Below are 24723 nucleotides of genomic sequence, written 5' to 3'. Positions count from 1 at the left end.
TAAAATCTCGACCGAGTATATTCTGTGGTGGTCCTGCGGGTACTGAGTCAACGACAGGTGATGTTCGGGAGGGGTGTCACGATTAGCGCGCCCACGTAAGCACGAGTCGGTCTTCATGTCGTGACAGCCAGCAGCTGCTCCGCGTCGCGTCGCGCCTCGAAGATCTCGGCGGTGCCCAGCCCGCAGGCCCGCAGGCACGTGGCGGCGATGGCGTCGCGGTCGGCGTCGCCCGGCTCGCCGCGGCGGCGGAGCTGGATCACGAGCTCGGCCAGCTGGATCAGCACGGCCCCCAGCGCCTCCGGCCCGATGGTCGACCGGACGTCGGCGCTCGCCGCCGCCGTGCCGATGCGGCCATAGGCGTCCTGCAGCTCCCGGCGCTGCTGGCGGAAGCCGTCGTAGCGCTCGCCCTGCACCTCGGGCAGCAGGTAGAGCGTGCCGATGTTGTGCGGGGTGTCGGCGAGCGTGCGGAAGTCGGCCATCACGAGCGCGTGCAGGGCGGCGGCCGCGGAGGCGCGGTCGGGGACGAGGTCCTCGATGCCGCGGACCACGTCGAGGCTGGGCCGCACGGAGCGCGTGAGCAGCTCGACGAGCAGGTCGTCCTTGCCGGCGAAGTGGTAGTAGAGGGATGCCTGCCGGATCCCGACCCGCTCCGCGATCGCGCGCGTGGACGTGCCGCTCAGCCCGTGCTCCGCGAAGAGCGCGGCGGCGGCGTCGAGGATCTGCTCGCGCGGGCTCAGCGGGGACCCGGCGTCGGGCACCGCGCGGGGGCGGCCGACGCGGGCCGGCTTGTCGTCCTTGGCCATCCGGCCATCCTCGCAGGTGGGGATCACGCTGTTCCGATCACGGCGAGCACCTGCCCGGGCGCGACCTGCTCGCCGGGGCGGACGAGCACGTCGAGCACGTGGCCCGCGACCGGCGCGCCCACGACGGACTCCATCTTCATCGCCTCGACCGCGAGCACGGCGTCGCCGACGCCGAGGGGATCGCCCGGGCGCACGTCCACCCGCCAGACGGTGGACGTGAACGGCGCGGTGACGGCCGTCGCGCCCGGCGGGATCGCCACGGTCGCGGCCTCGACGACGGGCGGCTCGTCGCGCACGTCGAACTCGCCCGACAGGCGCCAGCGCGCCTTCTCCTCCTCGAACGCGCGCGTCTGGGTCTGGCGGAAGGAGCGGATCGACGCGTCGTTCGCCGCCAGGAACGCGTGGTGGTCGGCGAGGGAGAACTCGCCGTCCTCGGTCTCGTAGTGACCGCGTCCGGCGTCCGTCTCGGCGCGCAGTTCGAGCAGCTCCTCCGCGCCGACCGGGTACCACTCGATCCGGTCGAAGAAGCGCAGCGCCCACGGGTCGTCCTGGAAGAGCCCGCCGCGGCGGAAGCGGTTCCAGATCTGCACCGTGCGGCCGACGAACTGGTACCCGCCCGGCCCCTCCATCCCGTAGATGCAGAGGTACGCGCCGCCGATGCCGACCGAGTTCTCGGCGGTCCAGGTGCGCGCCGGGTTGTACTTCGTGGTCACCAGGCGGTGGCGCGGATCCAACGGCGTGGCCACGGGCGCGCCGAGGTACACGTCGCCGAGGCCGAGCACGAGGTAGCTCGCGTCGAAGACCGTGCGGAAGACGTCGTCGACCGAGTCGAGGCCGTTGATGCGGCGGATGAACTCGATGTTCCACGGGGTCCAGGGCGCGTCGTCGCGGACGCCCGCCATGTAGCGCTCGATCGCGAGGCGCGTCGCCGGGTCGTCCCAGGAGAGCGGCAGCCGGACCTTCCGCGACGGCACGACGAGCTGCCCGGTGGGCGGGATCTCGTCCTCCAGCTCCTGCAGCAGCCGCGTGACGGCTGTCGCCTTCAGCACGCGCGCGTCGGTGCGGACCTGGAGCGAGCGGATCCCCGGCGTCACCTCGAGCACGCCCGGCGGCGTGTGCTCCTGCAGGCGCGTCATGAGCGCGTGCACGCGCATGCGGAGCGCGATGTCGAGGGTCATGTCGCCGTACTCGACGAGCACGTTGTCGTCGCCGTCGCGGCGGTAGGCGACGCCCGGGCGCGCATCGGTGGGCTCGAGCCGTCCGATCACGCCGTCGTCGCCGTCGCCGCCCGCGCGGATCACCTGGAGCGAGGAGCGCGCGTCCACGAGCGACGCGGCGGCCGCCTCCGTCACGGGCACGAACCGCACGGTGTCGCCGGGCCGCAGCTGGCCGAGCTTCCACAGCTCGCCGCTCGCCACGACCGCCGGGCACACGAACCCGCCGAGCGACGGCCCGTCGGGACCGAGGATGATCGGGGTGTCGCCCGTGAAGTCGATCGCGCCGACCGCGTACGGGGTGTCGTGGATGTTCGACGGGTGCAGGCCCGCCTCGCCGCCGTCCTCGCGCGCCCAGCCGGGCCGCGGGCCGATGAGCCGGATCCCGGTGCGCGCCGAGTTGTGGTGCACGCCGTAGTCGGTGGCGTAGAGCACGTCGATGTCGGCGCGCGTGAAGAAGTCGGGCGCCGCGTGCGGGCCCTCCGTGACGCCGATCTCCCACGCGGAGGTGAGCGCGGGCCGGCGGTGCGCCGGGGTCGGGCCGCCGATGATCCCGAGGCGCGCGCCCGCGGGGAACGCGGGGTGGTCGGCGTCGGAGTCGGGGGATCCGGGCCGCAGCACGTCGCCCGCGAGGAGCGCCCGGCCCGCGTGCCCGCCGAAGCGGCCGAGCGTGAAGGTGGACGCGGATCCGAGGTACGCGGGCACGTCGATCCCGCCGCGGACGGCCAGGAACAGGCGGAGCCCGGGCCCGTCAGCGCGGCCGATCGCGAGCGCCTGCCCGGCGGCGACCTCGAGCGGCTCCCACATCCGGGCGGGCTCCCCGTCGATCGTGACGGGCGCGGGAGCGCCCGTGACCGCGACCACGGACGCGGTCGAGAAGCGGAGGGTCGGCCCGTCCGCCGTGATCTCCAGCCCGGGCGCGCCCTCCGGGTTGCCGACCGCGAGGTTCGCCTCCGCGAGCGACACGGGATCGAACGGCCCGCTCGGCGGCACGCCGACCTGCCAGTACCCGAGCCGACCGGGCAGGTCCTGCACCGTGGTCATGGTGCCGGGGGAGACCACGTCGATGCGCGGCGCCGGGTCGTCGGTCACGTCGAGCGTCGACGTGGAGTGCGTGGCCGTGCGCAGCTCGAGGTCGTCGGTGAGCGCCCGCAGCAGGCCGATGTTGGTGACGATGCCGTCGATCCGGGAGCCGTCCAGCGCCTCGCCGAGGAGGTCGAGCGCGTCGTCGCGGGTCTCGCCCGTGGCGATGACCTTCGCCAGCAGCGGGTCGTAGGAGGCCGAGACCTCGAGGCCGGTCTCGATCCAGCCGTCGACGCGGATCCCGGGCCCTGACGGCAGCACGGCCTGCGTCACGAGGCCGCTCGACGGCCGGGATCCCTTCGCCGGGTCCTCCGCGTAGACGCGCGCCTCGACGGCGTGGCCCGCAGGGATCCACTCCCGCGTGAAGAGGTCGTCGGGCAGCCCCGCGGCGCCGTCGCGCGCGAGCCGCAGCATGAGCTCCACGAGGTCGACGCCGTGCACCTCCTCGGTGACGGGGTGCTCGACCTGCAGGCGCGTGTTCACCTCGAGGAACGCGGCCTCCTCGCGCACCGGGTCGTAGACGAACTCGACCGTGCCGGCGCTGCGGTAGGAGACCGACTCCGCGAGCGCGCGGGCCGAGGCGTGCAGCTGCGCGCGCACGCGGTCGGGCAGCGCCGGCGCCGGCGCCTCCTCGATGACCTTCTGGTTGCGGCGCTGGAGCGAGCAGTCGCGGTCGCCGATGACCGCGACACGGCCCGCGCCGTCGCCCACGAGCTGCACCTCCACGTGCCGGGCCGGGCGCACGAGCCGCTCGAGGAAGATGCCGGTGGATCCGAACGCCGACTCCGCGAGCCGCGTCACCCGCCCGAACGCCTCCCGGACCTCGGCGGCCGTCGCGCACGCCTGCATGCCGATGCCGCCCCCGCCACCCGTGGCCTTGAGCATCACGGGCAGGCCGATGCGCTCGGCCTCGCCCACGGCCTCGTCGGCGTCCGCGAGGAGGCCGGTCCCGGCGAGCAGGGGCACCCCGGCGGCCTCGGCCAGCTCGCGCGCGGTGTGCTTCGCGCCGAACGCGAGGATCTGGTCGGCGGTCGGCCCGACGAAGCGGATCCCCGCCTCCTCGCAGGCCGACGCGAACTCCAGGTTCTCGCTGAGGAACCCGTAGCCGGGGTGGATGAGGCCGGCGCCCGTCGCGCGCGCCGCCTCGATGATCGCGTCGATGCGCAGGTACGACTCGCGCGGCGCGGCCGGGCCCAGACGCACGGCCTCGTCGGCCTCGCGCACGTGCGGGGCTGCGCGGTCGGCGTCGGAGAAGACCGCGACCGTGCGCATCCCCATGGCCTTCGCGGTGCGGATCACGCGGCACGCGATCTCACCGCGGTTCGCGACGAGGACGGTGTCGAGGTCGAGCGCGCGGGGCTCGCCGCCGGCGCCGCTCACGAGGGCGCTCACGGCGCGACCACGATCATCCGCAGCGGCGTGCAGCTGAAGTCGTTGCACGGGTTGTTCATCTGCGGGCAGTTGGAGACGATCACCAGCACGTCCCGCTCCGCGCGGAGGGCCACCCGCTTGCCGGGCGCGCTCATGCCGTCGACGATGCCGAGGGATCCGTCGGCCTCCACGGGCACGTTCATGAACCAGTTGATGTTCGACACGATGTCGCGCGCGCCCAGCCCGTGCCGCGCCGCCTCGGTCAGGAAGTTCTCGCGGCAGCCGTGCTGGTACGCGGTGTGGTGCCCGTAGCGGAGCGTGTTCGACTCCTTCGAGCAGGCGCCGCCGAGGGTGTCCTGGCGGTCGATCTCGTTGCCCACCACGGTCATCAGCGGCCGGCCCTCGCTCGACATGAGCACGGTGCCGGTGCGGATGTACGCGTTGCCCTGCGCCACGAGGGTGTCGGGGACGCTGTAGCGCTCGTGCGTGTCCTGGGCGTCGTAGACCAGGCAGTCGGCGGACTGGTTGCCGCCCACGTCCACGATCGTGAGCACCTCGCCCGCGCGCACGACGGCGGACCAGGGCGCGAGCGGCGCCACGCGGTCGTCGCGCACGACCCGGCCCGCCACGAGCGACGAGCCCCAGTCGAGCACGGCGTCGGGCGCGTGGACGGCGCCGGTCGGGACGGGGGATGCCACGGTGCGGGTCATCGGGTTCCTCTCGCTTCGCAGTGGTCGATCGCGTTCAGGTAGGCGCGCGTGAGCTCGGGGGTGGCGTGGAAGCGCGCGTCGTCGGGCCCGGTGGGGGATCCGCGCCAGGCATGGATCCGCAGCGGGCCCGTCGTGTAGGCCGGCCGCGGGTCGAGCGGGTGCGGCACGTTCGCGATCAGCACCAGGAGCGGCATCTCGGCCACGAGCGTCACGTGCGTGCCGGCGCCCGCGGACCCGGTGGGCCGCAGCGCGCCGTCCTCCTCCACGCGCACGCCCTGGAAGAAGGAGACGCTCGGAGGCAGGTCGCGCCGGGTGAGGCCGTGCTTGGCGGCGGCCTTCACGAGCAGCGACCGGCCGCTCGGCGTGGGGCCCTCGGGCGCGGATCCGCCGTAGCGCCGGTCGTTGAGCGCGTCGGTGGAGGTGCCGCAGAGCGCGTCGTGGTGGCCGGACGTGTCCTCCACGACGCTCGCGAGGATCCGGCCGTCGCCGCTCAGCAGCGGGGAGCCCTCGCCGAGGTACGCCTGCCACGGGATCTTCACGGTGTCGGCGACGTTCAGCCGTTCCCACGGCGCGAGCGCGTCGTAGAGCACGACGTGCGCGCACGCGTCGCCAGTGGGGTCGTCGAGGCGGAGGCGGGATCCGCGCGCCAGCACCCGGTGCGCGTACCCGCCGGGCGCCACGGTCTCGGCCCAGGTGAGCGCGTCCGCGGCCACGCCGTCCGGCCGGTGCGGCGACGAGGACGCGGGCACGTACGGCATCCACTCGCTCCGGCGGTCGGCCTGCGCGCGGGCGTCGGCGCGGGACGCGGTGACGCTGTCGGTGGTGCGCAGGTCCCTCATCGGATGCCCGCTGCCGCCGGCTCGACCACGGGGATGGTCGCGGTCGTCGGCACCTCGGTGAGCCGGATGGGGCCGTCGGAGCGGTGCCGCCACGCGTGGTAGCCCCAGCCCACGGCGAGGGTCGCGCCGATGAAGAGCAGGGCGCTGTACTGCAGCCACCAGGATTCGCCCGTGAGGTCGTAGATCTCGGGGCGCGGCCAGATGAGGTTCACGGCCATGGCCGCCTGGAAGAGCACGGCGACGGCGTTGACCGGGATCCCCCAGCGGCCGAGCGTGAACAGCGGCTTGCCGTCCTCGTCGACGCCGCCCGCCGGGAAGCGCCCGCGGATCCGGGCCACGAGCAGCGGCCCGGTGACCCCGAGGTAGGCGAGGTACAGCATCGCGATGCAGAGGCTCGAGAGCGCCGTGAAGATGGCGGACTGCCCGGCGTTGACCACGAGCGCGAGGACCGCGCCGACCCCGACCACGACGGAGGTGAGCACCGGCGTGCCCGTGCGCGGCGACACCCGCGCGAGCTGGCGGTGGAAGGGGAGGGCCCTCTCGCGGGCCATCGAGTAGATCATGCGGGTGCCCGAGGTCTGCACGGCGAGCGTGCACGCGAACACCGCGACCGCGACCGCGCAGAGCAGCAGGCGGCCGCCCACCTCGCCGGCGACCGAGGTGATCACCCACGCGAGCCCCTGCGTGGCGAGCTGGCCGTCGGTGAGGCTCGGCGCCGCGACGAGCGCGCCCACGATGAGCAGCGCCCCGCCGAGCCCGGAGACCGTGAGCGCGCGGATGATCGTCTTGGGCGTGGTCTTCCGCGGGCTGTGGGTCTCCTCGGCGAGCTCGCCCGCGGAGTCGAAGCCGACCATCACGTACGCGGCCATGAGCGAGGAGGCGAGGAACGCCCACACGTACGGCTCCTCGCTCGCGGATCCCGCGGTCGAGAAGACGACCTCGGGCCCGCGCTTCGGCAGCAGGAACAGCACGGCGACGAGCGCGACGACGCCGACCATCTCGATGGCGACGCCCGCCGTCGTCACCCGCGCCATGAGCCGCACGCTGAGGATGTTCACGACCGTCGTGACCGCCAGCATGATGATCCCGAGCAGCACGGCGTTGGCGGATCCCGTGGGGGAGGCGACCGACGGATCCGCGTCCGGCCCGCCCACGATCTGGAACCCGGCCCAGATGGACGGCAGCACGGCCTGCACCGCGATGGCCGCGACGGCGACCGTGAGGATCTGGCCGACGATCATGGTCCAGCCGGTGAACCAGCCGAACGTCGTGCCCGCGAGCCGGCTCGACCACTGGAAGATCGCGCCCGAGATGGGCCACGACGCGGCGAGCTGCGCGAAGTTCAGCGCCACGAGCAGCTGGCCGACGAACACGATCGGCCACGCCCAGAAGAAGGCGGCGCCGCCCAGCCCGAAGCCGAGGCCGAAGAGCTGGAACACCGTCGTGAGGATCGAGACGAAGGAGAACCCGGCCGCGAACGAGGAGAAGGGGCCGACACCGCGGTGCAGCTCCTGGGCGTAGCCGGGCGGGATCAGCGGAGTCGGGGCCGCGGCGGGTGTCGCCGCCGGCGATGGGGTGTGCGGGGTGCTCAATCTGCTGGCCTCTCACGGAGGGCGCGGGGTGGGGATGCGCCGCGGATCCGGTTGCCCGGTCGGAGTATCTATCGTTTGATAGGTATTTCCGTCCAGTGTGGTTCTGCCCCGTATCACCGCGGTTTCCCTCGTGTTACCGGCGTGTATCTTCTCCTCCGGCGACGGATCCGGTCGTCGTCGCCGGCCGCCGACACGACAGGAGGGGCCGGCAGCGCGTGGCTGCCGGCCCCTCGAACTCAGTCCCCGTGCGTGGGCGTCAAGCGGCCGCCACCGGCACCGGCATCGGCGCGAGCAGCCCCAGGAACGCGAGGTCGTCGGCCACCTTGGTGATGAGCGCGTGGTCGAGCGTCGGGATCTCCGGCGATCCGAGCGGCCGGACCGCGCGGACGGCCTCGGCGAACGCGTCGGCGGGGATCGCCGATCCGGCGTGCGGTTCCTCCGGTGCGGCGAACGCGTGCATCAGCGGCAGGACCGACCGGGCGCGATCCGCGTCCGGGAGCGACCCCAGCGCCTGGCGGAACCGGGCGACCCACTCCGCGTGGTCGGGGACGAGCTCGATGTCGTGGCCGTCCTCCCGGAGCCAGCCGACGAAGGTGTCCAGCGAGACGCCGTCGTCGTGGGGGTTCACGACGTTGAAGGTGCGGTGCCCCTCGGTGAGCGCCGCGCCGATCCCGTCGATCGCCGCCGCCGTGAAGTCGGCAGGCAGGCCGTCGTAGTGGGACCGCTGCCGCTCGCCGTCGGGGCCGCGCCGGACGAACGACGCCGGGGCGAGCCCGGTGGTGAGCACGCTCCACATCAGCCGGCTGAAGACGTCGGGGAGGTTCAGCTGGCCGCGCCAGCGCGGGTGCCCCAGGATCATGTCGGAGCGGAACACGGCCACGGGGACGCCGTGCTGGTCGTGCGCCTCGCGGAGCAGGACCTCGCTCGCCCACTTGCTCGCGCCGTACCCGTTGGCGTACTCGTCGCCGACGGACCACTCGGGGATCCGGGCGCGGATGTCGGCGTGCTCGTCGAGCGCGGCGGGCGCGGACGGGGCGGCGTCGGCGGCAGCGCTCGGTCGTGCGCCGCCCGCGACGGCGACGCTCGAGACGAAGGTGACGGGCACGCTGCCGGCGGCGATCGCCAGACGGATCACCTCGGCCGTGCCGACGACGTTCGGACCGAACAGCGCCGAGTAGGGGAGGACGTGGTTCACGAGCGCCGCGGCGTGCGCGACGAGGTCGACCCGGGCGGCCAGATCCTCCCACCGCGCGTCGTCGAGGCCGAGGTGGTGCTCGCTGACGTCGCCGGCCCGCACCTCGAGCGAGCCCGCCAGCTCGGCGAAGCGCCGGGCGAACGCGGGGTCGGCCGCGAACGCGGTGTCGAGGCGGCGCCGGGCGTCGGCGTCGTCGGCGCCGCGCACGATGCACACGAGCGACCCGCCCTCCGGGGCGAGGCGCTCGAGCCAGTCGATGGCCAGGAACCGACCGAGGTAGCCGTTCGCGCCGGTGAGCAGGACGGTCCGGGATCCCGGCCGGCCGGCCGGGGCGCGGCGGACCGGGGCCGGGACGCCGCCGAGCACCCGGTCGAGACGGAGGTCGCTCGCGCGGAGGGTGGAGGCGCCGGCGCCGTGCACGCGGGTGACGGTCGGCCGGTCGTCGGAGGCGGAGCGCTCCACGAACGCGGCGACGGCGGCAAGGTCGTTGGTCGGGTCGGTGATGACTCCGACGGGCACCTCGGCGTCGAACACGTCCTCGAGGATCCCGGAGAACGTCAGCGCGGACAGCGAGTCCCCGCCGAGGTCCTGGAACCGGGCGGCTGCGGCGGTGGCGGGGGGCACCTCGGCCCCGAGGAGCTGGAGGGCCGCGCGCACCACGGTGTCGACCGTCGGCTCGTCGCCCACGCGCTCGCGGAGGGCGGCCACCAGCGTGCCGGTCTGCTGCTCCGCGAGCGCGTCGTAGAGGGCGGCGAAGCGCTCGCCGTACCGCTGCGTGAGGCGCAGGCGCAGGAGCTTGCCGGCGTCGGAGAGCATGCCGTCGTCGACCGTGAACGGCTGCGGTTCGACGATCACGCCGCGGGGCACCTCGTAGGGGGCGAGCCCGTGCTCGCGGGCCGTGCGCTGGAGGGCGGCGAGGATGTCGCGCTCCGACGCCCCGGCGGTCGCCGGCACGACGACCGCGACGAGGAACGCGTGCCGGCTGTCGCCGTGCAGCGCGATCTGGTGCACCTCGGGCGTCCCGCCGTAGGTCGCCTCGAGGGACGCCACCGCGACGAACTCGCCCTGCGACAGCTTGATCACGTTGTTCCGACGGTCGAGGTACTCGTAGGTGTCGGGGGCCGTCTGCGCCATGACGTCGCCGGTCCGGTAGAAGCCGTCCTCGTCGAACACCGCGGCGGTGACGTCCGGCCGGCGGAAGTACCCGGCGATCACGGCGGTGCTCTTGATGAGCAGCTCGCCCCGCGGGTGCGGCAGGTCGGTGGTGCGGTACCCGAGCTCGGGCACGTCGACGAGCTTGTGCGCGGTGACGGGAGGCTGCTGGACGACCCCGTCGTGCAGGATCCCGCCGGCCTCGGTCGACCCGTACAGGTCGTGCAGGGTCAGCCCGAGGCACTCCTCCACGTAGGTGCGGAGCCCGGGCGTGAGCGGGGCGCTGGTGCAGATCGCCTGGCGGATCCGTCCGCCGAACGCCCGCACGCGCAGGTCGGCCTGGACCGCCGCGCGGACCGCGTCCGGGTCCTCGCCGTCGGCGGCCAGCCGCCGTTGCTCCTCGCGGTCGCCCTCCTGCCGCAGCATCTCCGCGACGCGGGGCACGAAGACGAACTCGGTCGGGGTGAAGGCCCGGAGGTCCTCGAAGAGCGTCGACAGGTCGCTCGAGGTCGCGAGCGCGACCGTGCCGCCGCGGCCGAGCGTGGCGAGCAGGGAGGAGCGGCCGGTGAGGTGGCTCATCGGGAGGTACGCGTACCCGACGATGCCGTCCGCGGCGTCCGCGGCCCGGGCGGGGTCGGGCCGGAGGACGTGCCACATCCGCTCGACCATGGAGCGCGTGTACATCGCGCCCTTCGGCGTGCCGGTGCTGCCGGACGTGTACAGCAGGAGCGCGAGCGGATCCTCGCCGGGTGCGGGGTGCCACGGGCTCCGGCGCGGGAGGCCGGCCCCGCGGGCGACGAGCGCGTCGAGCGTCAGGTCGGTATCGCTGCCGCTGTCGCGTCCGCTGTCGAGCAGCATCGTCCGGATGTCGTCGCCCGATGCGTCGGCGACCGCCCGGGCCGTCGCGGCCTGCTCGACGGTGGCGGCGATCCAGACCGGCGTCGTCTCCCCCACGATCGCCTGCAGGGCCGCCACGGGCGCGCTCGCCTGCAGGGGCACGCTCACGGCGCCGAGGATCCACGTGGCGAGGTCGAGCGTGACGGCGTCCGCGGTCGCGGTGCCGAGCACGGCGATGCGGTCGCCGGCGGCCACCGTCTCCCCGAGCGCCGCGGCCAGCGCGCTCGCCCGGTCCCACAGCTCCCGGAAGCTCGTGTCCGCGATGTCCGGCCCGGACCGCTCCCGCAGCGCCGTGCGGTCGGCGTGCCGCTCGAAGATCGCCTCGATCGACGTGTCGTCGTGCTCGCTCCCCATGTGCTCGGTCCCCATCTGCTCGGTCCCCATGTGCTCGGTCCCCAATGTGTTCGTCCTCTCCTCGTTCGTCCCGGCGCGCTCCTGCGCGCCGGCTTCAGTGCTCGTCGAGCGCGATGCCCGCCACTGCGATCCCCTCGGCCACGGCCCATCTCCCGTTCCCGGCGAACGCCGGTCCCCGACGGGCGCGGACGGCGAAGGAGCCGTCCGCATGGAGCGCGACGTGCGCGCCGTCGATGCCGTACCACCCGCCATGCGCCGACGTCCGCGCCTTCGCGACGGCCTCGGCGGCCGCGAAGAGCACGCTGTCCGCACTCGCGACCCCCGCGGCGCGGAGCGCGTCGAGGCCCGCGGCGACGGGTGCGCTGCCGAGATCGGCCACGCGCGCCAGCACGCCTCCCGGGAGGGGGAGGGCGGGCGTCGCGTCGATGCCGATCCCGGCGTGCTCGTCGCGGCGTCCGACGGCGCACGCGCGGAGCCCGGCGCAGTGCGTGATGCTGCCGACGATCCCGGCCGGCCACACGGGCGCTCCGCTCCGCGCGACCGGGATCGATCCGCATCGGACGCCCAGCGCGGCGAGCGCCTGCCGGGCGAGCACGCGACCGGTCACGAACTCCGCGCGCCGGCCCGGGAGAGCCGTCGCGACGGCGTCGCTCTCGTCGTCCCCGAGGATCCCCTCCACGTCGTGCTCCGCGGTCGTCACGACCACGGAATCGGGGAGGAGGCCCTCCCAGGTGATCGACGAAAGTAGTTGCACTGACACAACTAGACGCCCGCTTCCTCCGAGGTTCCCGGGTGCCGGACGGGGTACTACACTCCGCGGCCCCGGTGGCGGAGGGCGGGCCGGCGACCGGTCGACGGCGGTACGACGCCGAGCGACGGGCAGCCCTCGCAGGCGTGACCTCGGCCGGGAGTCAGGCGGCCGGATCCTCCGCCCCGGGGCCCGCCGCGTCCGGCAGGCCCGCGCGCAGCCGGGCCGTGCGCTCGCGCACCAGCTCGATCCGTGCCTCGTCGAGCGCCGACGTCGCGGCGAGCGTGCGGCGTCCGTCGAGCGCGACCCGCACCAGCACGACGAGCAGCACCGCCCCGAGCGCCACCAGCGCGACGGCCGCGAGCAGCGCGAGCGACCAGCCGATGTCGTAGGCGGTCGGCAGCAGGATGCTGTCGGACGTGCCGCCCACGGTCAGGCGCCCGGCCCGACGGGGCCCGCGCCCGGCGCGTACGGGCCGCCGACCGCGTCGCCGTCGCCGTCGTCCGCCTGCAGCCGGGCGGTCTGCTCGCGGATCAGCTCGAGCCGGGCCTCCTGCAGCTCGGTCGTGACGAGCAGCGTGCGCCGGGCGGTGAGCGCGAGCCGGATGAGCACCACGGTCGCGACGACCGAGAGGGCCACGAGCGCGAGGATCACGAGGATGTAGAGGGCGATGCCGATGCTGGCGGCGGCGGAGGGGATCATCCCCCGAAGCTAGCGGCCGGGAGCGCTCCCGCCCGAGCGATCACCCGGACGGGCGCGGACGCCGACGGGCCCGGCCCCGTGGAGGAGCCGGGCCCGTCGCGGGTCGGATGCGCGGGTCAGCGCACCTTCACGCCCGCGCTCGCGCGCGCCTGGTTGTCGTACAGGTAGATGACGGCGCTGACCACGACGGTCACGCTGTGCCCGCGGTCCGCCTCGGTGAGCGTGTAGGTCTTCGCGGTCGCTCCGGTGATGACCTTCCCGTCGCGCTTCCACTGGTAGCCGAGCTCGAGCGACGACGGCTTCCAGACGCCGGGCTGCGCGCTCAGCGTGCGGCCGACGACCGGGTTGCCCGTGATCCGCGGCGTGCCGGCCGTGATGACGGGCGCGGCGACCTTCTTCGTCTGCCCCGACGTGCGGGTCACGGGGACGTAGCCGTCGCGGGATCCGCGCACGGACACCGTGAGGCGGTGCCCGGCGTCGTATGCGTCGACCGTGCGGGTGGCGCCGGTCGCTCCGGGGATCCGCTCGCCGTCGCGGAACCACTGGTACTCGAGCGTCACGGGCGCGGGCTGCCAGAGGCCGGTGCGCACGGAGAGGGTGGATCCGTACTCGACCGTGCCCAGGATCTGGGGCTGCGGGGCGGACGTGAGGGCCTGCGCGCCCGGCGCGCTCGCCGTGTCGGCCTCGACGTGCACGTAGCGCCAGGCGTCCGGGATCGGGCCGAAGGTCAGGTCGAAGGCCACGCGCTTGCCGTAGCCCGGGGTGACGGTGACGGATCCGGTGCCGCCGGCGTCCACGAGCGCGCCGCCGTCGATCTGGTAGAAGATGTCGCTCTCCTCGGGCGTGAAGCCGTTGAGGGCCGCGCGCACGTCCCAGCGGAACGTGACGGACGGGCCGTCCACGATCACCTCGGGCGTGTACTCGTCCGGGCCGCCGACCGACCGGACCGTCGTGGGCGCGGATGCCGTGCCGGTGACGGCGACGCCGTCCACGGTCCCGGCGACGCGCACGCTGATGAGGTGCTCGCCGGGGGAGGCCGGGATGTAGACCTCGTCCTCGTCGCCGGAGACGCTGCCGGTCCCGTCCGAGAGCCAGGGTCCGGAGCCGTCGAGCTGGTACTCGTAGCGGAGGCCGGAGTTGTCGGTGATGCCGGCGAGGTCCACCGAGATCACGCCGTGGAAGTTCGCCTGGGCGCTGTAGTCGAAGCCGTAGCCGCGCACCGTGGGGGCGGGGATGCGGACCGCTGCGGCGGTCAAGGAGCCGGCGGCGGGTGCGGGTGCGTCGGCCGCCTGCGCGGGCGCGACGCCCGCGAACGCGGTGCCGGCCGCGACGACGACGGTCAGGGCGGTGAGGGGGAGGCGTCGCCTCGGTGAGGTGCGGGTCATGGTCTTCCTTCCGTGCGGGCCGGGTCGCCCGTGTCCATGGTTCTCGCCGAGGTGGCCGCCGCGCATCCCCCCGTCCGGGCCGTGCTCGCCGGACGGGGGCGCTGGGTCAGGAGACGCGTCGTGCCGCGCTGATCGCCGTCGTGCCGCTGTAGTAGGCGTCATCCGAGTAGACCAGCACGGTGATGTCGTGGCCGCGATCGGCCGCGGTCGGCTGGTAGGTGGTGCCGGTCGCTCCGTCGATCCTCTCCCCGTCGCGGAACCACTCGTACGTGAGCTCCAGGAACGCCGGCTTCCACGATCCGGGGTTCGCGATCAGCGTGCCGCCCACGACGGCCTTCCCGCGGATCGTCGGCCGCCCGGCGGTGACGACGGGCACGGGTACGCGCGGCGTGGGCGCGGACATGCGCGTCTGGGCCCGGTAGCCGTCGCGGGTCCCGCGCACCTCGACGGTGATCCGCGTGCGGGCGTCGTAGCCGCTGACCGTGTGGGTCGGCCCCGACGCACCGGGGATCTGCGTGCCGTCGCTGTACCACTGGTAGGAGAGCGTCACGGGCGCGGGCTGCCAGAGGCCGGTGCGCACGGAGAGCGTCGTGCCGACGATCGGCCGGCCGACGATGGCCGGGGTGGGCACCGAGGTGAGCGCCGCGCCGCCCGGCGCGCTGCCCGTGTAGTACACCCGGGTGAAGGAGCGGGCGGCGTCGCTGTTCGGGCCGTAGGTCAGCGTGAAGTCGACGCTGGCGTCGTACCCGGGCTCGAAGGTCACCGAGTCCACCGCGTCCACGTCGACGAATTCGCCGCCCACGATGTAGTACACGGCAGGATCCGGTGTCCCGTTGAGCGCGGCCCGCAGGTCCCAGCTGACGGTGATGCGCGGGCCGTCCACCACGACCTCCGGCGTGTAGGCCAGCGCGACGCCGAAGGAGCGCACGGTCCGCGTCGAGGAGGCCGCGCCGACCACCGGGACGCCGTCCCAGACACCCGCGACCCGGAAGGCGAGGGTGTGATCCCCGGCCGGCGCGGGGACGTCGTACTCGATGTCGAAGTCGACGGCGGAGGTCAGCTCCTTCCACGGTGCGCCATCGAGCTGGTACTCGTAGTCCAGCCCCGTGGTGTCCGGGGTGCCCGGCCCCAGGCGGATGATCCCGCGGATGGTCGGCTCCGGACCCTTCCCGAGGTTCTCCCCGCTGGAGAAGATCGGAGCGGGGATGGCGGCCGCCGCCGGGGTGGATGCGCCGGGCGTCCTGCTGCTCGCGGCAGCATCGGCCGCCTGCGCGGGCACCGCCCCCGCGAGGGCCGTGCCGGCGACGAGCGCGAGGGCCAGCGCCGTGAGGGGGAGACGTCGTCTCCGTGTCGTGCGGATCATGGTGGTGCGCTCCGTCCCGGGCCCCGATGACCCTCACGGCGCATCCTTCTCCGGACCATGGGGCGGCGCACCACCCCAGTCCTGGCGGCCCTCGCCCGGGGCGTAGCGTTGTCGCGAGGCGTCTCGCGCGGCCGTCTCCCCACCGACCCGAACGCCCAGGAGCCCCCGCATGCCCACCGTCCTCCTCACCGGATTCGAGCCCTTCGACGGCGACACCAGCAACCCGTCGTGGACGGCCGTGCAGGAGGTGCGCGACCGCTGGGACGGCGACGCGGAGATCCAGGTGCGGCAGCTGCCCGTCGACTTCGCGAAGGTGGACGACGCGCTGCGGGCGGCGCTCGCCGAGGTGGATCCGGACGTCGTGATCTCCGTGGGCCTCGCCGGCGGCATCGAGACGCTCGAGGTGGAGCGCATCGCGATCAACGTCGACGACGCCCGCATCCCGGACAACACGGGCTTCCAGCCCATCGACGAGCCGGTGGTCGACGGCGGCCCGGCGGCGTACTTCAGCACCCTGCCGATCAAGGCGGCGGTCGCCGCGGTCCGCACGAAGGGGATCCCCGCGGTCGTCTCGCAGACCGCCGGCACCTACACCTGCAACCACGTCTTCTACCTGCTGATGCACGAGCTGCGCGCGCGCCCCGGCACCCGCGGCGGCTTCGTCCACATCCCCTACTCGACGGAGGAGGCGATCGGCACCGATCGCCCCTACATGCGCATGGACCGGATCGCGACGGCCCTCACGGCCGTCGTCCGCGCGACGCTCGCGACCGCGACCGACGTGAAGGTGGGCGGCGGCTCGCTCGACTGAGCGGCGGGCCGCGGGCGCGGCGGACCTCCTCCGTCGCGCCCGGGCCTGGGGATCCGCCCAGCGGCTCCCGGGTCGCGCCGCCTACCCTCGCGGGCGTCGTCCTCTGTCCGCGCGTCACGCCGGCCACGGATCCGGGACGCCTGAGAGGCTCACCATGCTCGACCTCGGGACACCCGCATGCACGTCGTGATCGCGGGCGGCGGCATCGCCGGCCTCGCGACGGCCATCGCCGTCCGCCGCGCGGGGCACGCGGCGACCGTCCTCGAACGCCGGGGCGCCGCGGAGGCGACGGGCTCCTGGCTCCAGATCGCGAGCAACGGCATGGTCGCGCTCGACGCCATCGGGCTCGGCGACGCGGCGGGCTCCCTCGGCGAGGCCACCCCGCGGGTCCGCATCTGCGCGGCCGACGGGCGCCGCACGGCGGACCTGCCGCTCGGCCCCCAGCCGGGTGAGGGCCTCATGACCCGCTCGCTGCGGCGAGCGGACCTCCACGCGCTGCTGCGCGAGGAGGCGGCGCGCGTCGGCGCGCGCACGGTGCACGCGGCCCGCGTGACCTCCGTCGAGCAGGACGGGCGGGGAGCGACCCTCGTGACGGAGTACGGGGAACGGCACGCGGGCGACCTCGTCATCGGCGCGGACGGGGTGGGCTCGGCGGTCCGGGCGGGTCTGGGTGCGCACGCGGCCCGCACCGCGGAGCGCGTCACCGGCCTCGTCTACGTCGGCGGCACGGCCCGGGCGGGCGCGCTGCCCGCCTCCGCCTCCTTGCCGGGCACCCTGCAGTTCCGCTTCGGGCGCGACTGCTTCCTCGCGTACGCGATCCTCGAGGACGGCACCACCGGCTGGTTCGCGAACCCCCGCGTCCCCGTCACCCGCCGCGGGTCCGCCCCGGCCGCGCCCGTCGCGTCGGAGGACTGGGCGGATCCGCTGCTGCGGCTCGGCGCCCGGGACGGGCTGCCGCTCGCGCAGCTGATCCCCGCCACGCCGGACCTCGACGCCCGCCTCCCGCGCCGGGAGGCCCCTCCCGCGTGGGGCTCGCACCGGGTCGTCCTGGTCGGCGACGCCGCGCACCCCATCTCCCCGTCATCGGGCCAGGGCGCGTCCCTCGCGCTCGAGGACGCGGCCGTGCTCGGTCGCCTCCTCGCCGCGGGCTCGGACCCGGCCGGCGTCGTGGCGCAGCTCGTCCGCCGCCGCCAGGAGAGGGTCGCGTACGTGATCCAGCAGGGGCAGTGGCTCGATCGGATCAAGCTCCTCGGGCCGGCGGGCGCCGCGGTGCGCGACCGGGTCATCATGCCGCTCGCCGACCGCCGGGCCGCGCGAGGCCGTGCCGGGGCGGGATCCGAGCTCTACGACTTCGAGCTGGCCTGACGGCGCGGGCGCGTCACGCCACCCGCGCGTCCGCCCCGCGCACCCGCAGCATGAGCAGCAGCCCTGCCAGCAGCACGATCACGATGCCGATGATCCCGAAGCGCGTGTCCCCCGTGATCGCCACCGCGATGCCGAACAGGCCGGGCGCGAGGAAGGAGACCGCGCGTCCCGTGGTCGTGTAGAGGCCGAACATCTCGCCCTCGCGGCCGGCGGGGGAGATGCGCGCCAGGAAGGTGCGGCTCGACGACTGCACGGGCCCCACGAACAGGCAGAGGAACAGGCCCGTCGCCCAGAAGCCGGCCTTGGCGTCGCCGACGGCGAGCACCGCGGACCCGCCGACGATGAGGCACGCGAGCGACACGAGGATCACCGGCTTCGCGCCGAACCGGTCGTCGAACCAGCCGGCCGCGAACGTGCCGATGCCGGCCACCACGTTCGCCGCGACGCCGAACAGCAGCACCTCGGTGGTCGTGAACCCGAAGACCTGCGCGGCGATGATCGCCCCGAAGGTGAACACCGCCGCGAGCCCGTCGCGGAACACGGCGCTCGCGAGCAGGAACACGAGCACGCGCGGCGACTCCCGGTACAGCTCGGCGATCCGGCGGAACAGCGTGCGGTACGACGCCACGATGCCCTGCCGCGCGCGACCCGGCATCGCCGGGATCTCGGGCACGCCCACGAGCACGGGGATGGAGAACACCGCGCACCAGATCGCGGCCACGAGGATCGCGATGCGCACGTCGAGCGCGCCGCCCGCGGCCCCCGAGGGCAGGCCGAGGAGCCCGGACGCGCCGGGCGTCCCGAAGTCGAAGAGGAACAGGCCGAGCAGCAGCGCGAGCAGCACGATCCCGCCCACGTAGCCCATGCCCCAGCCGAGGCCGGACACGCGGCCGACGGTGCGCGGCGTGCTCACCTGCACGAGCATCGCGTTGTAGTTCACGCTCGCGAACTCGAAGAACACGTTGCCGGTGGCGAGCAGCACGGCGCCGAGCCACAGGTACGAGGGCACGGGTTCCACGAACACCATGCCGAGCATCGCGAGCACCACGATCCCGGTGTTGATCCCGAGCCAGAGGCGACGGCGCCCGGATCCGTCGGAGCGCTGCCCGAGCACGGGCGCGAGCAGGGCGATGAACAGGCCCGCGATGGTGAGCGCGAGCGAGATGACGCCGGAGGTGTCGGCCTTGGCGGCCACGAGCGCCGGGTTCCGGGCGTCGTCCCCGGCGGCCGCGACGATGGCGGGATCCACGAACAGGCTGCTGGCGAGGTACGTGCTGAAGACGAAGGTGGTGACGACCGCGTTGAAGGCGGCGGATCCCCAGTCCCAGAGCGCCCACGCGGCGACCCGTCGGCGGGGAGGGGCGGCGGGCTCGTCGATGCGTCCGGGCGCGGTGGTGCTCATGGTCGCAACCTAGTCGGTGGACGTGTCGCGGCAGGGTCGCGGGGCGGACGGGCCCGCCCCTACGCTGGCCCGATGGACGGACCCCTCGCCGGCGGCAACATGAACCGCGTCGAGCGCGAGGGCGACACCGTCACGCGCGACGCCGGCCCCTGGACCCCGACCGTGCACCGGTACCTGCGGCACCTGGCGCTCGCGGGCGTCGACAGGATCCCGCAGCCGCTCGGCATCGAGGGCGGCCGCGAGCGGCTCACGTTCATGCACGGCGACGTGCCCGTCTACCCGCTGCCCGACTGGATCTGGGCCGACGACGTGCTCGTGCAGGCCGGCCGCCGCCTGCGCGAGCTGCACGACGCGAGCATCGGCTTCATGCTGGGCGGCGCCGTCTGGCAGTCGGAGGTCAAGGTGCCCGCCGAGGTGATCTGCCACAACGACTTCGCGCCGCACAACCTGGTCTTCGCCGACGGCCGCCTGATCGGCGTGATCGACGTCGACATGTGCTCGCCCGGCCCGCGCATCTGGGACATCGCGTACCTCGCCACGCGCGCGGTGCCGCTCACCGGATCCACCCCGGAGGGCGCGCCCGGCAGGGACGACGCGCGCCGCCGGGTGGCCCTGCTCCTCGACGCGTACGGATCCGACGCGACCTGGACCGACGTGATCCGCATCGCCATGCTGCGCCTCCACGACCTCGCGGAGATCTCGCTCGCGAAGGCCGACGAGCTCGGGAAGCCGCACCTCCGGGACGAGGCCGCCTCCTACTCGGCCGACGCCGGGTTCCTCCGCGGGATACTCGACGCCGAGCGCGCGCACCCCGGCCCGGCCTGAGACCTCCGCCGCGCGCGATCCGCGCCGCGACCTGGTCGGCGAGATCCGGCACGGCCGTCCCTCACGCGGCCGTCCCTCACGCGGATGCGCCCGCGTCCGGCCCGTCGATGGTGTGCGCCGTCATCGCGATCGCGGCGCGCGCGATGTCCTCGGCCGTCTCCTCGGTGCCGAGCGCGGGGGAGGCCCGCAGCGCGACGGCGGCCGCCGTGCGGTAGTCGGCCTCCATGCGCGCGAGGGTCTTCCGGCCGGTGGCGGTGAGCTCGAGGAAGACGCTGCGGCGGTCCCGCGGGTTCGGCACGCGGTCGAGGTGGCCGGCGCCGACCAGCCGGTCGATCACGGCGGTCACGGCGCCGGTGCCCATCGAGATCTCGGCGGCCAGGTGCTTGGGGGTCATCCGGTGGAGCTCGCCGACCACGCTGATCACGGTCAGGTCGGTCACGTTCACCCCGATGTCCTGGGCGATGCGCGTGCGCAGGTGGCGCTGCGCGGTCTCGACCATGTGCAGCGCGTTGGCGAGCGCGTCCAGGGCCGCGGCGTCGTCGCGGCGACGGGGAGCGGATCTCTCCGGGCTCATGTCGGGTGTCCCTGCGTCGGGGGATCCGGCGGATCCGGGGCGGTCCAGCGACTGTAACGCGCCCCGCGCGGCCGCGATCCCCTCGGCGAACGCCTGCCCCCCGCAGTGGGGTGATTGCACGGAATCTGAGTATCTGTATATTCGAGGTACTTGCCCAGCGAGTCACCGAGCTCCCTCCCCAGGGGCTCACCCGCCCCGTCCTCCCCCTACCTCCCGGAGTCAGACCATGTCGCACCACATCGCCCCCACCGCCAAGACCGCCCGCGTCCGCTTCGCGCCCCTCGCGATCGCCACCGGCGTCGCCGCCGCCGTCCTCCTCTCCGTCTCCATGTCCGGCACGCTGTCGGGCTTCGTCGCCTCGATCACCAACGACACCAACACGGCGGCCTCCGGCTCGCTCGTCATGCAGGAGTCGCAGGCCGGCGCCAACGGCGCCCCGACCGTCACCTGCCTCAGCACGAGCGCCACCGGCGGGGTCGACTCCAACGCCGCCACCTGCTCCACCATCAACAAGTTCGGCGGCTCGACCACGATGATCCCCGGCCAGACGGTCACGAGCGTCGTCACCATCAAGAACGTCGGCTCGTCGAAGGCCTCCACCTTCACGCTGACCCCGGGCGCCGCCTGCTCGCAGTCCAAGAACGGCACCGTCAACGGCTCGGCCACCGACTTCTGCGCCAAGCTCAACGTCGTCATCACCGCCGCCGGCACCAGCGCGCCCGTCTACTCCGGCACCGCCGCCGCGCTCGCCGGCTCCTCGGCCAAGACGCTGACCGCGCTCGCCGCGAACGGCAGCACCGACTTCACGTTCGCCGTCACGCTCGACTCCTCCGCCGGCAACACGTACCAGGGCCTCGGCGCCTCGCTGCCCCTCACCTGGACCTTCGCCAGCTAGTCCCCTGCGCCGGTTCCCCGCCGGATCCCCCCGCGGGGCCGCCGAGAGGCGGCCCCGCACCCCGTCCCCCACGAGCCCCTGACCCGGGAGGCGCCCCATGACCGACATCCAGGACCGCCCGACCGCCCCCGCGGTCGCCGTCCCGACGACCGACACCGCGGCGATCGACGCCCTGGAGCTCGACCTCGCGCTGGAGCTCGACCTCGACCTCGACCTCGAGCTGGGCCACGAGCTCGATCTCCTCGCGGACGACCCGCACCTCGCGCCGACCGGCCCCGCGCCCGAGCTCCCCCTGCGTGCCGCGACCCGCCGCACCGCGCGCGCATCCCGCACGATCCGCCGCCGCACCGTGCTCATGTGGGCGGCCACCGTCCTCCTCACCGCGCTCGTCGCGACGACGCTCCTCTTCCAGGCGTCCGGCGGGCGGTGGTTCGTCGTCCAGACCCCGTCGATGGGCACCACGGCCCCCGTCGGCACGCTGCTCCTCACGACCCCCGTCCTCCTCCCGGACGTGCAGGTCGGCGACGTCGTCAGCTTCCACCCCTCCACGACCCCGGACGAGACCTACACGCACCGCGTCATCGCGGTCGACGCCGACGGGCTCACCACGCGCGGCGACATCAACGGCGCGGTGGATCCCTGGAAGACCGACCAGGCGCACCTCGTCGGCCAGGCCACCACGATCCTCCCCGGCTTCGGCTGGCTCGCGAAGGGCGTGCCGCTGCTCGTCGCCGGCATCGTCATCGTCATGGTGCTGACCCGCCCCATCGGCTCGCCGACCCACCGCGCCTCGATGCGCATGCTCGGCAGCGCGCTCGTCGCGGCCGTCACCGTCTTCCTGCTCAAGCCCTTCGTCGGACTCGTCGTGCTCGACGCCGCGACCCGCGGCGGCGACGTGGAGGCGACGGTCGTCTCCACCGGCATGCTCCCCATCCGCATCGCCGCGGAGGGCGGCACCCACGCCACCCTCGCCGCCGGCCAGGTCGGCACCATCACCGCGCCCGCGGGCGAGGCGGGTCGCTTCCACGACGTGTCCTCCACGCTCGACCTGCCGCTCTGGGGCTGGATCCTCTTCGCCGTCCTCTGCGCGCTCCCCCTCCTCATCACGCTGATCGTGGGCCTGCCCGCCGAGCGCGAGCGGCGTCGCGCGTGAGCGTCTCCGCCCGCCTCGCCGGGATCGCCGCGTCCGTCTCCGCGGTCGCCCTCGGCGCCGTGCTCCTCCTCGCGCCGGGCACGAGCGGGGCGTACACCGCGGCCATCACCAACTCGAACGACACCGCCGCCTCCGCCGCGTACTTCACGTGCTCGAGCGCGTTCGCGGCCGACCGATCCGACGCGCTCTTCGCCTACGCGTTCACGGAGGCGGCTGGCTCCACGCGCGCCACGGACAGCGACTCGGGTGCGTACCCCGGCACCTACCGCGGCAGCATGCGCACCACGGCCACCTCCCCGCAGGCGTGCGCGCGCGACTCGGGCTCGTCCTACCTGCTCGACGGCTCGTCGAGCCAGGTGACCAACGGCCTGCAGCAGACCTCGCCGCGCGCGTTCTCGACCGAGCTGTGGTTCAAGACCACGGTCAAGGGCGGGAAGCTCATCGGCTTCGGCGACAGCCAGACCGGCCTGTCGGGCTCGTACGACCGCCACACCTACATCAACACCGCGGGCCAGCTCGTGTTCGGCGACTTCACGCAGGCCGCCGGGATCATGACCCTCACGAGCCCCGGCACCGTGACGGATGGCGCCTGGCACCACGTCGTCTCGACGATGTCGCCCACCGCGGGCATGACCCTGTGGCTCGACGGGGTGGCCGTCGCGGCGAACCCGTCGTATCGCACGGCGGAGAGCACGACGGGCTGGTGGCGCATCGGCTACGACAACCTCGACACCTGGCCGGGCGCCGGGAGCCGCTACTTCTCGGGCAGCATGCGCTTCGCCGCCGTGTACTCCGCGGCGCTCACGGCGACGCAGGTCCAGAACCACTACACCGCGGGCCGCTGACGCGACGACGGGACGGCCGCATGGCCGTCCCGTCGTGTGCGTGCGTGCGTCGGATCAGCTCGCGGGCACCACGTCCCAGTGCTCGCGGATGAGGCCGCCGTCCACCCGGAAGATGTCGGCCGCGAGGAACGGGTCGTCCGCCTTCGCGCCGACCGGCTGCGAGAAGGTCCAGACGAGGTCGCCGTCGGAGAGCGAGATCACGGACTGCTGCGCCGGGAACTGCGCGCCCCCGGAGAAGAACGCCTTGAGCGCCGCGGTGCCGTTCGCGGCGACCGTGTTGTGCTGCAGGTACGCCGGGTCGAACGAGCGGTCGAGCACGCTCGCGTCGTGATCCCGGAAGAGCGTGTCGTAGGCGCCCACGGCCAGCTGCCGGTTCGCCTCCTCCTGCTGCTCGGTCAGCTCGGGCGCGTCGGCCTTGCCTTCGTAGAGGTCGCTGAACATCGTGTTCGTGTTGCCGCTGGCGGGCTTGCCCTGGGGGATGGGCTGGTCGAACGTCCAGCGCGCGGTGACCTTGCCGTCCGCGAGGCGGAAGAGGTCGACCGCGGCCTCGCCGGTGCGCTCGTCGTCCGGGTTCGAGGCGACCTGCCAGTGCACGGCCACGAGGTCGCCGTCGGCGGCGATGTGCTTGATCACGGCGTGCGCACCGGGGACGCGCTGGTGCGCGGTGGCGAACTCGTCGAGGACTCCGCTCGGGCCGGCCTTCGCCCCGACGCCGTTCGCGGTGGAGTCCGGGGCGACGGCCGCCAGCACGGCGGCCTGCGCTCCGGCGGAGGCGGGATCCGGGAACGCGTCGGTGAACAGCGTCGAGATGACGGTCGCGTTCCGGTCCTCCGTGTCGGAGTCGGTGCGGTCGGCCGTCGTGCCGCCGTCGCCCGCCGGGGCGGAGGCGGAGGTGGCGACGGCGGTGGTCGCGTCGGGGGTGGTGTCGGAGGCGGCCGAGGCCGCGCCCGGCGCCGAGCAGCCGGCGAGGACGACCACGCCGGCGAGGGCGGCGGTGCCGCGGGCGAGCAGGGAGACGGGGATTCGTTGAACGCTCATGCACGTAGGGTGCGGCCCGCGGCTGGAAGTCTCCGATGTGCATGGATGCGGCGCCCATCGGGAGTCCCTGCTACCGCGAGCGGCGAGGCGCGTCGTCCGTTCCCGATCGCGCGGGCCGGGCCGCCCGCCCGATCGCCCCTCCGTTCCGAAGCCCAAGCGCCGGGTCCGAGTCACCCGGCAGGGGCCCCCTCGCTGCGCATGCGAGGGGGCTTCCCTGCGCGCGGGGCCGCGACCCTCCGCACGTGCGGCCTCCGTCGCCGCCTCCCCGGCGCACGACGAACGGCCCGGCGTCGAGGGCCGGGCCGTTCGTTGTCGTGCGTCCCGGGCGTGCCGGGTGGGGTGCTACTTGGTGTTGACGGTGATCTTGGCGATGCCGACGACGAGCTGGTCGGTGACGGCGGTCGTGC

General features: G+C 74.3%; 20 protein-coding genes. 6 read left to right on the top strand and 14 right to left on the bottom strand.

Going from position 1 to position 24723, the window contains the following annotated elements; genetic code table 11:
* Positions 1–113: 113 nt before the first annotated feature.
* The 11 genes from ITJ44_RS07240 to ITJ44_RS07190 form a co-directional block, all read right to left on the bottom strand.
* Positions 114–803 carry a TetR/AcrR family transcriptional regulator gene (locus tag ITJ44_RS07240; protein WP_194634156.1) on the bottom strand — a complete coding sequence of 230 codons (690 nt, stop codon included), beginning with the start codon at positions 801–803 and terminating at the stop codon, positions 114–116.
* 23 nt (positions 804–826) lie between these two features.
* Positions 827–4492 (bottom strand): urea carboxylase, encoded by a 3666-nt coding sequence (uca, locus tag ITJ44_RS07235; RefSeq protein ID WP_194634154.1) that lies wholly within the window; start codon positions 4490–4492, stop codon positions 827–829.
* Entirely contained in the window at positions 4489–5181 is a 693-nt protein-coding gene (locus tag ITJ44_RS07230) for an urea amidolyase associated protein UAAP2 (RefSeq protein WP_194634152.1), read from the bottom strand. The genes uca and ITJ44_RS07230 overlap by 4 nt, the downstream gene beginning before the upstream one ends.
* Positions 5178–6020, bottom strand: coding sequence for an urea amidolyase associated protein UAAP1 (locus ITJ44_RS07225; RefSeq protein WP_194634151.1), 843 nt, complete (start codon positions 6018–6020; stop codon positions 5178–5180). Before ITJ44_RS07225 ends, ITJ44_RS07230 begins: the two co-directional genes overlap by 4 nt.
* Complete coding sequence (locus ITJ44_RS07220; protein ID WP_228494835.1) at positions 6017–7612, bottom strand: APC family permease; 1596 nt, start codon at positions 7610–7612, stop codon at positions 6017–6019. The genes ITJ44_RS07225 and ITJ44_RS07220 overlap by 4 nt, the downstream gene beginning before the upstream one ends.
* 256 nt (positions 7613–7868) lie before the next feature.
* Positions 7869–11240, bottom strand: a complete 3372-nt coding sequence (locus tag ITJ44_RS07215; RefSeq protein WP_194634149.1) for a thioester reductase domain-containing protein — start codon at positions 11238–11240, stop codon at positions 7869–7871.
* A 64-nt stretch (positions 11241–11304) separates the two neighbouring features.
* On the bottom strand, positions 11305–11964 hold the full coding sequence (locus ITJ44_RS07210) for a 4'-phosphopantetheinyl transferase (protein ID WP_370551644.1): 660 nt from the start codon (positions 11962–11964) through the stop codon (positions 11305–11307).
* Positions 11965–12121: 157 nt separating this feature from the next.
* Entirely contained in the window at positions 12122–12388 is a 267-nt protein-coding gene (locus ITJ44_RS07205) for a hypothetical protein (protein ID WP_370551643.1), read from the bottom strand.
* Between the two features lie 2 nt (positions 12389–12390).
* Positions 12391–12660: a hypothetical protein gene (locus ITJ44_RS07200; RefSeq protein WP_228494833.1), complete on the bottom strand. Its 270-nt coding sequence runs from the start codon at positions 12658–12660 to the stop codon at positions 12391–12393.
* 116 nt (positions 12661–12776) lie between these two features.
* Positions 12777–14045 (bottom strand): hypothetical protein, encoded by a 1269-nt coding sequence (locus ITJ44_RS07195; protein ID WP_194634144.1) that lies wholly within the window; start codon positions 14043–14045, stop codon positions 12777–12779.
* A 106-nt stretch (positions 14046–14151) separates the two neighbouring features.
* Positions 14152–15408 (bottom strand): hypothetical protein, encoded by a 1257-nt coding sequence (locus tag ITJ44_RS07190; RefSeq protein ID WP_194634142.1) that lies wholly within the window; start codon positions 15406–15408, stop codon positions 14152–14154.
* 169 nt (positions 15409–15577) lie between these two features.
* Between ITJ44_RS07190 and pcp the strand changes: the two genes are divergently transcribed.
* Both pcp and ITJ44_RS07180 read left to right on the top strand, forming a co-directional pair.
* Positions 15578–16219 carry a pyroglutamyl-peptidase I gene (gene pcp / locus ITJ44_RS07185; protein ID WP_194634140.1) on the top strand — a complete coding sequence of 214 codons (642 nt, stop codon included), beginning with the start codon at positions 15578–15580 and terminating at the stop codon, positions 16217–16219.
* A 177-nt stretch (positions 16220–16396) separates the two neighbouring features.
* A complete protein-coding gene (locus tag ITJ44_RS07180; RefSeq protein WP_194634138.1) occupies positions 16397–17584 on the top strand; it encodes an NAD(P)/FAD-dependent oxidoreductase in 1188 nt (395 codons plus the stop codon).
* Between the two features lie 13 nt (positions 17585–17597).
* On the opposite strand, the gene ITJ44_RS07175 is transcribed toward ITJ44_RS07180, so the two are convergent.
* Positions 17598–18986 (bottom strand): MFS transporter, encoded by a 1389-nt coding sequence (locus ITJ44_RS07175; protein WP_194634136.1) that lies wholly within the window; start codon positions 18984–18986, stop codon positions 17598–17600.
* A gap of 72 nt (positions 18987–19058) precedes the next feature.
* Here ITJ44_RS07175 and ITJ44_RS07170 point away from each other — a divergent pair, with 72 nt between their 5' ends.
* Complete coding sequence (locus tag ITJ44_RS07170) at positions 19059–19811, top strand: phosphotransferase (protein WP_194634135.1); 753 nt, start codon at positions 19059–19061, stop codon at positions 19809–19811.
* 76 nt (positions 19812–19887) lie between these two features.
* Here ITJ44_RS07170 and ITJ44_RS07165 read toward each other — a convergent pair whose 3' ends face one another.
* Positions 19888–20385, bottom strand: a complete 498-nt coding sequence (locus ITJ44_RS07165; RefSeq protein WP_194634132.1) for a MarR family winged helix-turn-helix transcriptional regulator — start codon at positions 20383–20385, stop codon at positions 19888–19890.
* Between the two features lie 226 nt (positions 20386–20611).
* Here ITJ44_RS07165 and ITJ44_RS07160 point away from each other — a divergent pair, with 226 nt between their 5' ends.
* The 3 genes from ITJ44_RS07160 (at position 20612) to ITJ44_RS07150 (ending at position 23278) form a co-directional block, all read left to right on the top strand.
* Positions 20612–21280: a hypothetical protein gene (locus tag ITJ44_RS07160; RefSeq protein ID WP_194634130.1), complete on the top strand. Its 669-nt coding sequence runs from the start codon at positions 20612–20614 to the stop codon at positions 21278–21280.
* Positions 21281–21377: 97 nt separating this feature from the next.
* A complete protein-coding gene (locus ITJ44_RS07155; protein WP_194634128.1) occupies positions 21378–22433 on the top strand; it encodes a S26 family signal peptidase in 1056 nt (351 codons plus the stop codon).
* Complete coding sequence (locus ITJ44_RS07150) at positions 22430–23278, top strand: LamG domain-containing protein (protein ID WP_194634126.1); 849 nt, start codon at positions 22430–22432, stop codon at positions 23276–23278. Before ITJ44_RS07155 ends, ITJ44_RS07150 begins: the two co-directional genes overlap by 4 nt.
* Positions 23279–23332: 54 nt before the next feature.
* Here the strand turns inward: ITJ44_RS07150 and ITJ44_RS07145 are convergent, their stop codons facing one another.
* Complete coding sequence (locus ITJ44_RS07145) at positions 23333–24316, bottom strand: nuclear transport factor 2 family protein (RefSeq protein WP_194634124.1); 984 nt, start codon at positions 24314–24316, stop codon at positions 23333–23335.
* Positions 24317–24723: the final 407 nt, after the last annotated feature.

The sequence above is a fragment of the Clavibacter sp. VKM Ac-2873 genome, assembly GCF_015351075.1.
GTDB lineage: Bacteria > Actinomycetota > Actinomycetes > Actinomycetales > Microbacteriaceae > Clavibacter.
Note: the sequence above shows the minus strand (reverse complement) of the source record. Positions and strands in the feature narration are given on the sequence as shown.

Bases quoted from the DNA above. Each gene is read 5' to 3' on its own strand.
- ITJ44_RS07240 (WP_194634156.1), bottom strand. From the start codon at position 803: ATGGCCAAGGACGACAAGCCGGCCCGCGTCGGCCGCCCCCGCGCGGTG.
- ITJ44_RS07195 (WP_194634144.1), bottom strand. From the start codon at position 14,045: ATGACCCGCACCTCACCGAGGCGACGCCTCCCCCTCACCGCCCTGACC.
- ITJ44_RS07155 (WP_194634128.1), top strand. From the start codon at position 21,378: ATGACCGACATCCAGGACCGCCCGACCGCCCCCGCGGTCGCCGTCCCG.
- ITJ44_RS07190 (WP_194634142.1), bottom strand. From the start codon at position 15,408: ATGATCCGCACGACACGGAGACGACGTCTCCCCCTCACGGCGCTGGCC.
- ITJ44_RS07215 (WP_194634149.1), bottom strand. From the start codon at position 11,240: ATGGGGACCGAGCAGATGGGGACCGAGCACATGGGGAGCGAGCACGAC.
- ITJ44_RS07165 (WP_194634132.1), bottom strand. From the start codon at position 20,385: ATGAGCCCGGAGAGATCCGCTCCCCGTCGCCGCGACGACGCCGCGGCC.
- ITJ44_RS07145 (WP_194634124.1), bottom strand. From the start codon at position 24,316: ATGAGCGTTCAACGAATCCCCGTCTCCCTGCTCGCCCGCGGCACCGCC.
- ITJ44_RS07175 (WP_194634136.1), bottom strand. From the start codon at position 18,986: ATGAGCACCACCGCGCCCGGACGCATCGACGAGCCCGCCGCCCCTCCC.
- ITJ44_RS07160 (WP_194634130.1), top strand. From the start codon at position 20,612: ATGTCGCACCACATCGCCCCCACCGCCAAGACCGCCCGCGTCCGCTTC.
- ITJ44_RS07230 (WP_194634152.1), bottom strand. From the start codon at position 5,181: ATGACCCGCACCGTGGCATCCCCCGTCCCGACCGGCGCCGTCCACGCG.
- ITJ44_RS07225 (WP_194634151.1), bottom strand. From the start codon at position 6,020: ATGAGGGACCTGCGCACCACCGACAGCGTCACCGCGTCCCGCGCCGAC.
- ITJ44_RS07180 (WP_194634138.1), top strand. From the start codon at position 16,397: ATGCACGTCGTGATCGCGGGCGGCGGCATCGCCGGCCTCGCGACGGCC.
- ITJ44_RS07170 (WP_194634135.1), top strand. From the start codon at position 19,059: ATGGACGGACCCCTCGCCGGCGGCAACATGAACCGCGTCGAGCGCGAG.
- pcp (WP_194634140.1), top strand. From the start codon at position 15,578: ATGCCCACCGTCCTCCTCACCGGATTCGAGCCCTTCGACGGCGACACC.
- ITJ44_RS07200 (WP_228494833.1), bottom strand. From the start codon at position 12,660: ATGATCCCCTCCGCCGCCGCCAGCATCGGCATCGCCCTCTACATCCTC.